The sequence below is a fragment of the Paenibacillus sp. S28 genome (assembly GCF_016624415.1).
Taxonomy (GTDB): domain Bacteria; phylum Bacillota; class Bacilli; order Paenibacillales; family Paenibacillaceae; genus Paenibacillus_AQ; species Paenibacillus_AQ favisporus.
Genome location: NZ_JACVTM010000014.1, coordinates 18,821 through 32,257, shown reverse-complemented (window position 1 = coordinate 32,257; position 13,437 = coordinate 18,821). Strand labels below are relative to the sequence as shown.

The 13,437-nt window shown below is 53.6% G+C and carries 12 protein-coding genes and 1 other annotated feature; all 12 genes read left to right on the top strand.

Annotation, left to right across the window (positions count from 1 at the left end; all coding sequences use genetic code 11):
* Positions 1–272 precede the first annotated feature (272 nt).
* Positions 273–531, top strand: a binding site (T-box leader).
* A 58-nt stretch (positions 532–589) separates the two neighbouring features.
* Complete coding sequence (locus IAE55_RS25995; protein WP_105446163.1) at positions 590–3,256, top strand: valine--tRNA ligase; 2,667 nt, start codon at positions 590–592, stop codon at positions 3,254–3,256.
* A gap of 45 nt (positions 3,257–3,301) precedes the next feature.
* Positions 3,302–4,678: a bifunctional folylpolyglutamate synthase/dihydrofolate synthase gene (locus IAE55_RS25990; protein ID WP_192717249.1), complete on the top strand. Its 1,377-nt coding sequence runs from the start codon at positions 3,302–3,304 to the stop codon at positions 4,676–4,678.
* A gap of 4 nt (positions 4,679–4,682) precedes the next feature.
* A complete protein-coding gene (murC, locus tag IAE55_RS25985; RefSeq protein ID WP_105446197.1) occupies positions 4,683–6,047 on the top strand; it encodes a UDP-N-acetylmuramate--L-alanine ligase in 1,365 nt (454 codons plus the stop codon).
* Between the two features lie 183 nt (positions 6,048–6,230).
* Positions 6,231–7,532, top strand: coding sequence for an SPOR domain-containing protein (locus IAE55_RS34285; protein ID WP_200634290.1), 1,302 nt, complete (start codon positions 6,231–6,233; stop codon positions 7,530–7,532).
* Positions 7,533–7,650: 118 nt separating this feature from the next.
* Positions 7,651–7,893, top strand: coding sequence for a DUF4321 domain-containing protein (locus tag IAE55_RS25975; protein ID WP_076174380.1), 243 nt, complete (start codon positions 7,651–7,653; stop codon positions 7,891–7,893).
* A gap of 25 nt (positions 7,894–7,918) precedes the next feature.
* Positions 7,919–8,521, top strand: a complete 603-nt coding sequence (locus IAE55_RS25970) for a Maf family protein (protein WP_105446166.1) — start codon at positions 7,919–7,921, stop codon at positions 8,519–8,521.
* Positions 8,522–8,564: 43 nt separating this feature from the next.
* A complete protein-coding gene (gene radC, locus IAE55_RS25965) occupies positions 8,565–9,254 on the top strand; it encodes a RadC family protein (protein WP_076174385.1) in 690 nt (229 codons plus the stop codon).
* A gap of 39 nt (positions 9,255–9,293) precedes the next feature.
* Positions 9,294–10,328 carry a rod shape-determining protein gene (locus IAE55_RS25960; protein WP_105446167.1) on the top strand — a complete coding sequence of 345 codons (1,035 nt, stop codon included), beginning with the start codon at positions 9,294–9,296 and terminating at the stop codon, positions 10,326–10,328.
* A 55-nt stretch (positions 10,329–10,383) separates the two neighbouring features.
* Positions 10,384–11,256: a rod shape-determining protein MreC gene (gene mreC / locus IAE55_RS25955; protein WP_076174390.1), complete on the top strand. Its 873-nt coding sequence runs from the start codon at positions 10,384–10,386 to the stop codon at positions 11,254–11,256.
* The gene (gene mreD, locus IAE55_RS25950) at positions 11,253–11,783 is read left to right on the top strand and encodes a rod shape-determining protein MreD (protein WP_374954763.1); all 531 of its coding nucleotides are present in this window, start codon (positions 11,253–11,255) and stop codon (positions 11,781–11,783) included. Before mreC ends, mreD begins: the two co-directional genes overlap by 4 nt.
* Positions 11,784–11,861: 78 nt before the next feature.
* Positions 11,862–12,524: a septum site-determining protein MinC gene (minC, locus tag IAE55_RS25945; protein WP_076174394.1), complete on the top strand. Its 663-nt coding sequence runs from the start codon at positions 11,862–11,864 to the stop codon at positions 12,522–12,524.
* A 3-nt stretch (positions 12,525–12,527) separates the two neighbouring features.
* Positions 12,528–13,322: a septum site-determining protein MinD gene (minD, locus tag IAE55_RS25940; protein ID WP_076174396.1), complete on the top strand. Its 795-nt coding sequence runs from the start codon at positions 12,528–12,530 to the stop codon at positions 13,320–13,322.
* Positions 13,323–13,437: the final 115 nt, after the last annotated feature.

The window sequence follows — 13,437 nt, the reverse complement described above, 5'->3', positions numbered from 1 at the left end:
TTTTTGATGCAATCCGAAGAGCCTGGCGCTTTGTTGCGCCGGGCTTTTTTTTGTTCCCGGGATGTGGCCTGCCTGAACACGGGAAAATGGTCCTGCACTTTGGGCCAAGGGAAGTTGACTATCGACATGAAGCGCGTTATTATGGAGTATATGTTTTGCAGAAAAACATCAATGAACGTCAATTACAGAAGACATCCCGTATTTGACGGAAGTTTTTCTTGCGATATGAATCGCTTCAGCTTCGCTGAAAATGAATCCATTTAACCATCTTCAAAAAAACGATGAACGGGAAGAGTAGGCGGTATTGCCCTTCAGAGAGCGGAATTGCAGCGCTGGAAGATTCCGCAGGATGCAGCTGTCCGAAGTCGCCCGGAAGTTGTCGGTTTGAGCACCTGCGTTCGAAGGCGCGGGAGGTAGAGCCGGCCGGCTGCAGCCGTTATCTGTATGGAGTGTTGCGGGGGGCATGCGTGTTTGTGCTGCTTGTCGCAAAACAAAGGTGGTACCGCGAAAGAACAGCCTTTCGTCCTTTGAGGACGAAAGGTTTTTTGTATTTTTGGCAAAGCTGATCTTGTGATGGAGGATGAACAATATGACAGACCAGGAAAACCAAGCAACAACCGGGATGCCGACGACGTATGACCCGAAATCGGCCGAGAAGAAATGGTACAAATACTGGATCGACGGCCAGTATTTCAAAGCCGGGCAGAAGCCCGAGGCGGAGCCGTACACGATCGTGATTCCGCCGCCAAACGTAACGGGGATGCTCCATATCGGGCACGCCCTTGACTTTACCCTGCAGGATATTCTGATCCGCACGAAGCGGATGCAGGGATACGACGCCTTGTGGCTTCCGGGCTCGGACCATGCGGGCATCGCGACGCAGACCAAGGTGGAGCAGAAGCTGCGTGAGCAGAATATTAGCCGCCACGACCTGGGGCGCGAGAAGTTCCTGGAGAAAGTATGGGAATGGAAGGACCAATACGCGGAAACGATTCATGAACAGTGGGCCAAAATGGGCTTTTCCCTGGATTACTCCAGAGAGCGGTTTACGCTTGACGAAGGTCTGTCGAAGGCGGTTCGCGAAGTTTTCGTGAAACTCTATGAAAAAGGGCTGATCTACCGCGGCAAAAAGATCATTAACTGGGATCCGGCCGCCAGAACCGCCTTGTCCGATATTGAAGTTGAATATAAAGAAGTCAACGGCCATCTGTATCATTTGCAGTATCCGCTGAAGGACGGAAGCGGCCACATTACGGTAGCGACCACGCGTCCCGAGACGATGCTTGGCGATACGGCGGTAGCGGTTCATCCGAAAGATGAGCGCTACAAGGACATGATCGGCAAGATGCTCGTGCTTCCGATAGTTGGACGCGAGATTCCGATTATTGCCGACGAGTACGTGGAACGAGAATTCGGCAGCGGCGCCGTAAAAATTACCCCGGCACACGATCCGAACGATTTTGAGGTGGGATTGCGCCACGATCTGCCGCAAATCATCGTGATGGACGAGACCGGCACGATGAATGACCAGGCTGCGAAGTACGAAGGCATGGACCGGGCCGATTGCCGCAAGCAGATCGTTCAGGATTTGAAGGACCTCGGCGTGCTGATCAAAATCGAAGACCATGTGCACCAGGTAGGGCACAGCGAGCGCACAGGCGCCGTAGTCGAGCCTTACTTGTCGACGCAGTGGTTCGTTAAAATGCAGCCGCTCGCAGAAAGAGCCATCGAGGCGCAAAAGGCAGGCAAAGGGGTACGTTTTGTTCCGGAGCGTTTCGAGAAAACATACCTGAACTGGATCGAAAACGTCCGGGATTGGTGTATTTCGCGTCAGTTGTGGTGGGGACACCGGATTCCGGCTTGGTACTGTGAATCCTGCGGTGAGATCCACGTCGCGCACGAGGATGTAACCCAATGCTCCAAATGCGGAAGCACCGAGCTTACGCAGGACAACGACGTTCTGGACACCTGGTTCAGTTCGGCGCTGTGGCCGTTCTCTACCCTCGGCTGGCCGGAGCAGACGGCGGATCTGGAGCGTTATTATCCGACGAATGTACTCGTTACGGGCTATGACATCATCTATTTCTGGGTAGCCCGGATGATCTTTACCGCGCTGGAATTTACGGGCGAAATTCCGTTCAAGGACGTGCTGATGCACGGTCTGGTCCGGGATTCCGAGGGACGGAAAATGTCCAAGTCGCTCGGCAACGGCGTCGATCCGCTCGACGTCATCGAACGGTACGGCGCAGATGCGATGCGCTACATGATCTCCACGAGCAGCACGCCGGGGCAGGATCTGCGCTTCCGCTGGGAACGCGTGGAGCAGGCGCGCAACTTTGCCAATAAAATCTGGAACGCTTCCCGATTCGCTCTGATGAATTTGGAAGGATTCACATATGACGACATTGACATAAGCGGAGAGCTCAGCACGGCGGACCGCTGGATTCTCCACCGCCTGAACGAAACTTCCCGTGACATTACGCGTCTAATAGATGCCTACGAATTTGGTGAAACGGGCCGGCTCCTGTATAACTTCATTTGGGATGACCTCTGTGACTGGTACATTGAGTTTGCCAAACTCTCTTTGTACGGAGACAATGTGAGCGCCAAGAAAACGACGCAGTCGGTGCTTAGCTATGTGCTGGACCGCACGCTGCGGATGATTCATCCGTTTATGCCGTTCATCTCCGAAGAAATTTGGCAGCATCTGCCTCACGAAGGGGAAACGATCACGCTTGCGGCATGGCCGGAGTATGATCCAGCCTTCGAGGATGCCGAAGCTGCAGCCGAGATGTCGCTGCTGATGGATGCCATCCGTGCCGTTCGCAACATCCGTGCAGAGGTTAATGTTCCGATGAGCAAGAAGATCGAGCTGATGCTGAAGGCGGGCGATGAGCAAGTGCTGCAGATCGTGGACCGGAACGAAGTATACGTTCAGCGCTTCTGCAACACCTCGAGCTTTACGGCAGGTCTGGACCTGACGACGCCGGACAAGGCGATGACCGCCGTGATTACCGGTGCCGAGCTGTACCTGCCGCTAGCCGGTCTGATCGACATTGACCAGGAGATTGCGCGGCTGGAGAAAGAGCTGCAGCATCTGAACAGCGAAGTGCAGCGGGTGGAGAAAAAGCTGGCCAATGAAGGCTTTGTGGCGAAAGCGCCGGCAAAAGTCATTGAAGAGGAGAAGGCCAAGATGGCCGACTATTCCGATAAACGCAGCAAAGTCATCGCACGGATCGAAGAGCTGAGAGGCTGATCACGACGCAGCAGAAACTTAACTAAAATTCAGAAGGTGAATGGTATGGGGGATCAATTGGAAGCCGGACGGGAGGCTTCTCTGCGCACATATGAAGAGGCGGCGAATTGGATTAACGGTCTGATTCCGTTTGGGATCAGACCGGGGATGCAGCGGATCGAAACGTTAATGGAGAAGTTCGGGAACCCTCACCGGAGGCTGAAATTCATTCATGTCGCCGGTACGAACGGGAAAGGGTCGACATGCGCCTACTTGACCCGTGTACTTCTGCAAAGCGGTTATTCGGTAGGCACGTATACTTCGCCGTATATCACCAAATTCACGAACCGCTTTCAGTACAACGGGGAAGACATTCCGGAGGAGGTGCTGCTCTCCCTGGCGAACCGCCTGTACCCTGCAGTGCAGGAGATTGCGGCCACGGAGCTCGGATCGCCGACGATGTTCGAAGTGTCCACGGCTCTGGCGATTCTGTATTATGCCGAGGAATGCTACCCTGACGTGGTTGTATGGGAGACCGGGCTCGGGGGAAGGCTGGATGTAACGAACATCGTTCACCCCATCGTCTCCATCATCACCAATGTCGGGATGGACCACACCGATATTCTTGGCGATACGCTTGTGGAAATCGCCACGGAAAAGGCTGGCATTATCAAACCAGGCGTTCCGGTGGTCAGCTGCGTGAACCAGCCGGAAGTCATTGAGGTGCTGAAGCAAAAAGCCGAAGAGTGCCGCACGACGCTGTATTTGGCGGGAGAGCAGTTCACCTACGAATATACCGGTCTGGACGGTTCCTTGCAGACGTTCCATTTCAAAGGTCCTTTCCGCGAGCTGGATCTGAGCATCGGGATGAAGGGCGAGCACCAGATTGCTAATGCCGCCGGCGCGATGATGGCGCTGGAAGTGCTGCGGCAGTACATGGCTTTTGTCATGGACGATGAGGATCTGCTGAAGGGATTCCGGGATACGAAGTGGGCCGGCCGGCTCGAAGAAGTGGGCGATTCTCCGCGGATTGTTCTGGACGGGGCGCATAATCCGGAGGGGCTGGAGAGCCTCAGCAAGAGCCTGCAAAGGCATTATCACTTTAAACAGTTAAATTTGATGATGGGAATGCTGTCAAATAAGCATCATGAGTCCTCTTTGAAGCATATACTTCCAATAGTGGATACGCTTATCCTGACCGAGCCGGATTTCCGGAAAAAAATGGACGCTGATGCTTTGCTGGACATTGTGGAGCGGCTGAAGCATTCTCACGGCAAACCAGGTTTGCAGATCATCGTAGAACCGGATTGGAAACACGCGCTAGACATACTTAAGTCACGGACAGAACCGGGGGATTTGGCAGTGGTGTCCGGCACGCTGTATTTGATTTCTGATGTGCGGGCAGCCCTGCTGGGTCAGACCGATTCTGAAAAAGGTTGGTGAAAATCTGTTGAATTCTGAACATGTTCATTTTATCGGTATTGGTGGCTACGGGATGAGCGCCATCGCACGGGTTATGCTGGAAATGGGATACACGGTCACGGGTTCGGACGTGGCTGCCCAGGAATTAACGGAAAAACTGGCTGCCAAGGGAGCCAAAATTTATATAGGCCATACGGCCGAGCAGGTTCACGGAGCGGATTTGGTCGTCTATTCGACGGCGCTTCCCAAAGACAACGTGGAACGAAGAGAGGCGGAGCATCTGAACATTCCGATCCTTCACCGCTCGCAAATGCTGGCCAGATTGCTGAATGAGCGCAAGGGCATCGCCGTTGCGGGAGCACACGGCAAGACGACTACGTCGTCCATGATTGCACTCGCCATGGAGGAATGCGGCGCAGATCCGACGTTTATTATCGGCGGGGAAATTATGAACGTCGGCACGAACGCCAAGGCTGGCAAAGGGGACTACGTGGTGGCTGAGGCGGATGAGAGCGACGGCTCCTTTTTGCAGTACCATCCGTGGCTCGGCATCGTGACGAACATTGAGGCGGATCATCTTGAAAACTACGACGGCGATTTCGAGAAGCTGAAGAGCGCTTATGTGCAGTTTTTGAGCCAGATCAAGGAAGACGGCACGGCCGTCGTCTGCGCTGATGACGCGAATATCCGCGCGATCCTTCCTTCGATCCGCTGCAATGTGGCCACCTACGGGATCGATTCCGATGCGGAATATACCGCAGAGGATCTGGTCCTGGGCGACCGTCACGTATCCTTCACGATGAAGCATAACGGACAGACGCTGGGAACCGTCGAGCTTTCGGTTCCGGGACGCCACAACGTCTATAACGCCATGGCCACGGTGATCGCCTGCCTGAAGGCCGGGATTCCGTTCGAATCCATCGCTGCGGGCGTTTCGAAGTTCCATGGCGCCAAACGCCGTTTCCAGGTGCTCGGTGAGAAGAACGATATTCTGATCATCGACGATTACGCGCATCACCCGACGGAGATCGAAGCTACCATCAGCGCCGCCAAGGCTACGGGCAAAAAGATTATCGCCGTGTTCCAGCCGCAGCGCTATACACGGACCTTCTTCCTGCTCGATGCATTCAGCCGGGCGTTCGGCGGAGCCGATGAAGTGATCATTACCGACATTTATTCGCCAGCCGGAGAGAAGCAGATCGAGGGCGTGAGCTCTTCAAAGCTGGTTGATTTGATCGTCAAAAACAGCAATGCGGGTGCCCGTTATTTGCCGACGAAGGAAGATGTCCTGAACGATCTGAAGCCGCGGCTCCAGCCAGGGGTGCTTGTCCTGACCATGGGGGCAGGCGACATTTGGAAAGTCGGGGCGGAAATCGCCAAGACAATGTAAGGAATGCCTCTGCCGGATGGGCAGGGCTGCATATGATCATGATCGAAGAAACCGTAATTCCCTGATTCTGAAGAGGGATTACGGTTTTTTTGCTCTTGTCATTTTCGTGGGACAATCAAACATAACTTCTGGAAATCTATCATATATACATAGTAGATACGGACAAGGGTGAGGTGTTTGGGTGTGAACAAGGCGAGAATGACGTTCCGGTTTGATGAAGAACAAGGGCGCCAGCTTGAAGATAAGAAGGACCGCGGACAGCTGACGGTTGCGGGATCCGCTGCACAGGACCCTGCATGGGCGGATGATCGTAATTCCGGAAGCAACCGCCGCGATGTTGAAACAAAGCGTACCCCGATATCGGCTGTGCCTGCGTCAATGCAGGGATGGAGTGATCCGTTTAACAGGGAGGACAGCTGGGAGCGTCTGGAGGAGAGGATGGGTTACGGAATCCAGGAGCGGGCAGACGATACACCTGAGCATGATTCCGTTGCGGACGGGCCAGATCATCGCTATCAGGACAGCTCGGAAGACTGGGACCTAGATCGTGCCAATAATAGGTACACGGTCAGGGAGGACTATGATGCCTACGATAACATCGAGAACAGACCCGATGCAGCGGGGCCCGGGCCCATCATCGAGGAGTATTCCTACCGGCCTCACCGGCCGGGATCGATATGGAAAGTAGTCGGAACGGTAACTGGAGCAATCGTCACCGGGGCGTTGTTCGGTTTGGTGGTCCTCTCCTTTTTCAAGGACGGATCTGCGGGGATGGACCCGGGCGGCAACACAGGAAACCCGAGTGCTGTAAGCACCTCTGCGCAGTCCGGTGAGGATCAATCTTCCGTCCCGGCGATCGCCGTCGAGGTGGGTCCTCAAACCTACTACATGCTGCAGTATGGGGTCTTCAGCACCGCCGACCGGGTTCAGCAGGCGAAGGATGAGCTGGAGCAGTACGGCATTGCCGCAGGGAACGACCCGGATGAGGAAAACCGGGTGTATGCGGGCCTGTCCACAGACCGCGAACAGGCCAAGCTGCTCAGCAATCAGCTGAAGGCTGAAGGGGTCGATCTGTATGTGCGGGAGGTGGATCTCCCGGCCGCAACCTCCCTGCATTTTAACGGAGACGCTGAGGCCGTTAACCAATACTTTCAAGTGAGCGCGGACCTGGTTGCGCTGCTGAGCCAAGCCTCGGCGAGCCTCCTGGGCAAGGATCTTCCGGGGAAAATCGGTGCCGAGGATATGAACCGTTTGACCGATCTGCACCGGCAGTGGACGGAGGCGGCCAAGCCGTTCCAGGCCGGCCTGGGCGCGGATCAGCAGGAGATGGGCAAGCAGCTGGAGCAGGCGATGAACAGCTCGCTTTCGTCCGTCGAGGAATACAACAAAAATACGGCGAAGGGGCATTTATGGGAAATCCAGTCCAGGATGATGGAATTCATCATGCTGCAGAAGCAGCTTGTCGCTTCCCTGGAAAAAGCATAAAACACAAAGATCCGGCGTGGAAATGGAAATACTTCCCCATGCCGGATTTGTGTTTGTATTGACGTCCAAATAACCGTATAATAATGTGGGTGTCAAATTATGGCGAGGGAAGAGAAGAATGAAGAAGAATGTTGGAATATTACTGCTGTTTCTGCTGCTTGGCTGGCTGGCGGGAGCATGGATAGCCAAAGCGCTGGAGCCTGTACAAGCTCTTTCTTTTCTGACCGCATCCACGATGATCAAATGGTCACCGCAAGCTAATTTGGACATTATCAGTTACGACATTACCATTCAAATGAAACTAAGCCTGCTGAGTTTGATCGGCATCATTGTCTCCGTGTGGCTGTATCGCAGGCTTTAACTACCGGACAAAGGAGATCCTTTCATTGAAATCAAACCATTCACGCCGCATTATTCTGGCATCAACTTCACCGAGAAGGCAGGAGCTGATCGCTTCTCTACATATTCCGTTTGAGATCCGTCCCAGTCACGCTGAAGAACATACACCCGAAGATTGGACACCGCAGCAGGTCGTGGAAGGACTGGCCTTACGCAAAGCGGAAGCCGTTCATGCCTCGCTTCATGATGATAAGGAGGATGCCGTGATCGTCGGCAGTGATACGGTTGTTGTGCTGGACAATCAGGTGCTGGGCAAGCCGGTCGACAAGCAGGATGCGGTTCGCATGCTGACATCGCTGCAAGGCCGGACCCACGAGGTATATACGGGAGTCGCCGTCATCGATGTTATGAACGGCAAGACGATGGTTCGCCATCGTGTGACGTCGGTGACGATGAAGCCGCTCACCGGGCGCCAGGTAGAGGCTTACGCCATGAGCGGAGAGCCTGATGACAAAGCGGGCGCCTATGCGATCCAGGGACTCGGGTCAACGATCGTCGAACGGATCGAAGGATGCTATTTTAACGTGGTCGGACTGCCGCTGTCCCTGCTTTCGGACATGCTGGGCGAGTTCGGAATCGACGTTTTGTAAAACTTGCGGATGTTATTTGAATGAAGGGAAAGAAGGGGAACTTATGGAGTCGCAAACTTATCTGCTGCGCGACATCCCCCATGAAGAACGCCCGAGAGAACGCATGCTTGAATATGGGGCGAGTGCTTTAAGCCATGCCGAACTGCTTGCTATTTTGCTTCGGACGGGAACCCGCCAGGAGTCAGCCGTACATTTGGCTCAGCGGATACTGAAGCAAGTCGGCAGTTTGCGAAATCTGGTCGACCTGAGCGTCGAGGAGCTGATGTCTATTCGGGGCATCGGCAGCGCGAAGGCGCTGCAGCTCAAAGCCGGAATCGAGCTCGGACAGCGTTTGTCCAGAGCTCGCAAAGAGGAGCCCGTTACGATACGGAGCCCGAAGGATGCCGCAAACGTGCTCTCAGAGCAGCTGCGGTATTTGCAAAAAGAACATTTTGTCTGTTTGTTTTTGAATACGAAAAATCACATTATTGCTCAAGAGACGCTTTCGATCGGCAGTCTGAACGCCTCCATCGTGCACCCTCGCGAGGTGTTTCGCGCAGCCATTAAATGCAGCAGCGCATCCGTCGTTTGTGCACACAATCATCCCAGTGGAGATCCCACCCCTAGTCCAGAAGATATTTCCCTGACCGCCCGGTTGAAGGAGGCAGGAGACATTGTGGGCATAGAGGTGTTGGATCATTTGATCATCGGCGATGGAGGATACGTCAGTTTGAAGGAGCAAGGCTTGATGTAATATAATAGTTGAGATTGACGAAGAAAGGGAGATTACAGCATGTTTGGGAGCTTCACGAAAGATTTGGGTATTGACTTGGGGACGGCGAATACGCTCGTTTATGTCCGTGGAAAAGGAATTGTCGTTAGGGAGCCCTCGGTAGTCGCTTTGCGCACCGATACGAAGAGCATTGAAGCCGTTGGTGAATCCGCCAAGAAAATGATCGGCCGCACGCCGGGGAATATCCGTGCCATCCGTCCGATGAAGGACGGGGTTATCGCTGATTTTGACACGACGGCCACTATGATTAAATATTTTATCCGTCAGGCGCAAAAGCAGCGCTCTATGTTCCAGCGCCATCCGAACGTGATGGTTTGTGTACCTTCGGGCATTACTGCGGTAGAGCAGCGGGCGGTTGAAGATGCCACCAAGCAGGCGGGTGCGCGTGAGGCTTACACCATCGAAGAGCCGTTTGCGGCAGCCATCGGTGCAGACCTTCCGGTATGGGAGCCGACAGGCAGCATGGTCGTTGACATCGGCGGGGGTACAACTGAAGTTGCGGTTATTTCCCTGGGCGGTATCGTTACGAGCCGTTCGGTCAGAGTGGCCGGCGACGAAATGGACGAATCTATCATTCAATATATTAAACGGCAATACAATTTAATGATCGGGGAACGGACTTCGGAGCAGCTGAAAATGGAAGTGGGCTCTGCGCTGCCGCTGGAACAGGTGGAAACGAGCGAAATCCGCGGGCGTGACCTCGTAACCGGCTTGCCGAAGACGATTACCATCACATCCGACGAGATCAGCGAAGCTCTGTCTGACACGGTCAATGCGATCGTTGAAGCGGTGAAGGTAACGCTGGAGAAGTGTCCGCCGGAGCTTGCCGCCGACATTATGGACCGCGGTATCGTCCTGACCGGAGGCGGAGCCCTGCTGCGCAACTTGGACAAGCTGCTCGCACAAGAAACCGGTATGCCGGTCATCGTGGCGGACAATCCGCTGGACTGTGTCGCCATCGGTACAGGCAAAGCGCTAGAGAACATTCATCTATTCAAATCCCGCAGCAGTTCGGCCGTGCGTTCCAAACGCTAGGCAGTTATATAGCGGGTCACCCCTGATCATGGGAGAGAAATCAGTAAGTTAGAGGGTGTTAGAACTGTTTAAACTGCTCGGTAATAAGCGATTGTTTGTCATACTGATTGGTTTGGTTATGTTTATTGCGCTCATGGGATTTACGTTGGGGCCCCGGGCCTCGTTATCCTGGCCCGAGAAGTTTCTGAGGGATACGGTCGGATTTGCCCAAAATATCTTTTATAAGCCCGCTGGTTACATAGCGGGCTTGTTTAAAGATATTGCCAATATGCGGGACATTTACAAAGAAAACGAGGAGCTCAAAATTGCTCTTGCCCATTATACGCGCGATAAAGTCCAATATAATCTTATGGACAAGCGAAATAAGGATCTGGAAGAAGCGCTGCATTTTACGAATGCCCAGAAAGAGCAAAACAATTATACTTATCATATTACCCAAGTCGTTAGCGTCAACTCGGATACGGTAAACCGCTCCCTGGTCATTGATCTGGGCGAGCGGGACGGCATCAAGGTCGGCCAGTCCGTCATTTCGAGCGAGGGCCTTGTCGGAGTGATCAGCCATGTCAGCAACTTCACGTCGACCGTCAAACTGATTACGACGATGGATGCGAAGGACCCGAATTCTAACGGCATTTCGGCGACGGCACTAAATAATCATAACGTGTTCGGAATTATCGAAAGTTACGACGAGGTTAGCAAGACCCTGCAGATGACTCAGATCAAAGAGGACGATCCGATCAAGGAAAAGGATACCATCGTTTCCGCAGGAGACCCGAGCAAGTATCCGCAAGGTCTTATTATCGGAACAGTCGAAAAAGTACAGGTCAGTCCGTTCGGGAAAACGAAGACGGCGACAATCAAGCCTGCGGCGGAGTTCCAGGACTGGAAGCTGCTCTTCGTCGTATCGCAGCCGGAGGTACCGCAATAATGGTCCGCAAGCAAGTGCTGATCCTGCTGCTGTTCGTCCTTTTTCTTCTCGAAGGGACGGTCGTTCCCTGGCTGCTGCCGGGCTCCTGGCAGAACGTCATTTCGCCGAATCTGGTCTTTATCGTCCTGTTATTTGTTTCGGTATATCATCACCGTCATACCGCGCTCGTTCTCGGGATCATATTCGGCATGCTGCATGACGTCGTCTTTTACGGGGATATGATTGGCACGTATTCCTTTGTTATGGGGGTTACGGCTTATATTATGGGCTTTATTTTTCGGATGCCGCGCGCCCAAATGCCTGTTATGATGACGGTCATCATTTTGGGAAGCCTGCTGTTTGACAGCCTGCTGTACGGGATCTACCGGGTGTTCTCGCTCACGGCCGTTCCGTATAACTGGAACCTGCTGCACCATATTCTGCCCGATCTGGTCGTTCATTTCGTTTTCGGGTTAATCATTTATGTTCCGCTGCGCAAGCAGCTCGAGAAGCTTGGTAAACGCGCAAAAATGGAAAAGGCGGCGTAAACCGCCCTTACAATTTGCATAATCAGGCAGGAACTTATGCATCCGGGAACGAAATGTATAGAGATGGGAGGGACAGGCATGGCAGTCAAATCGAATCATGTGACGATTAAGGGCATCAAAGATGGCCTGGTTTTCCTGCTCGATGACGAATGTGAATTTGAGGAACTGCTGGGTGAGCTGAGGTATAAGCTGGAGCATACTCATCAAAATATTTTGACCGGACCGATTATTCATGTAGACGTAAAGCTTGGGTCAAGGCGTATATCGGAAGACCAGAAACAATCCATGCTGGACATCTTGAAGCAAAAGGGAAATTTGCTGATCCGTTCCGTGGAGATGCCTGAGGGGGAAAACGAACCCGGGAAAGAGCCGGCCTATGCGGTCATGAGCGGAATGGTCCGATCGGGCCAGGTGCTGCATCATCACGGGGACCTGCTGTTCCTGGGCGACGTGAACCCGGGCGGAAGCATTCTGTGCACGGGTGATATTTATATATTGGGGGCTCTGCGTGGAATGGCCCATGCAGGCGTTGAGGGAAATGAGGAAGCGATCATTGCAGCCTCCTATTTTGCCCCCACCCAGCTCCGGATTGCCGAAAGAATCAGCCGGCCTCCGGACGAATGGAACATTCGGGAGACGAGCATGGAGTTTGCGTTTTTGCGCGACGGAGCCATGCAAATCGATAAAATTAGCAATATTGTCCGGATACGGCGGGATTTTAACGTGTTTAAAGGGGTGTAACACATGGGAGAAGCTATCGTCGTTACTTCCGGTAAAGGCGGTGTGGGCAAAACGACCACATCGGCGAACATCGGAACCGCGCTTGCGCTGCTTGGCAAAAAAGTGTGCCTGGTCGATACCGACATCGGCCTGCGCAATTTGGACGTCGTGATGGGCCTGGAGAACCGGATCATTTACGATTTATGCGATGTGGCGGAAGGGCGCTGCCGATTGAACCAGGCGCTGGTGAAAGATAAGCGCTTTGACGAGCTGTATATGCTTCCGGCCGCCCAGACCAAGGACAAAAACGCGGTGTCGCCGGAGCAGGTCAAGGATATTATTCTTGAGCTGAAGAAAGAGTACGAATATGTTATTATCGACTGTCCTGCCGGCATCGAGCAGGGATTTAAGAACGCGATTGCCGGAGCGGACAAGGCGATCGTCGTTACCACGCCGGAGAACGCCGCGGTTCGCGACGCCGACCGTATTATCGGGCTGCTGGAGAGCTCTGCCGTGGAGTCGCCCAAGCTGGTCGTGAACCGGATTCGGCCGAATATGGTCAAATCCGGAGACATGCTCGACATAGAGGATGTGCTCCAGGTGCTCAACATCGATCTGATCGGGATCGTGCCTGATGACGAGTACGTCATCAAGGCAGCCAACAGCGGGGAACCCACGGTGATGAACCCGGAATCGCGGGCCGCGATCGCGTACCGCAACATTGCGCGGCGCATCCTGGGCGATACGGTGCCGCTGATGCAGCTGGACCAGAAGAAAAGCATGTTCACCCGGTTCAAAAAGCTGTTCGGAATGGGTTGACCGGATTCTTTTATACGATGATTATTCTAAACAGAGAAGGGATGGAGCCAAGCGGCTTCATCCTTTTTTTTGCGTTTGAGCTCCGCATCATTTCGTCCAAATCCCCTTGATGTAT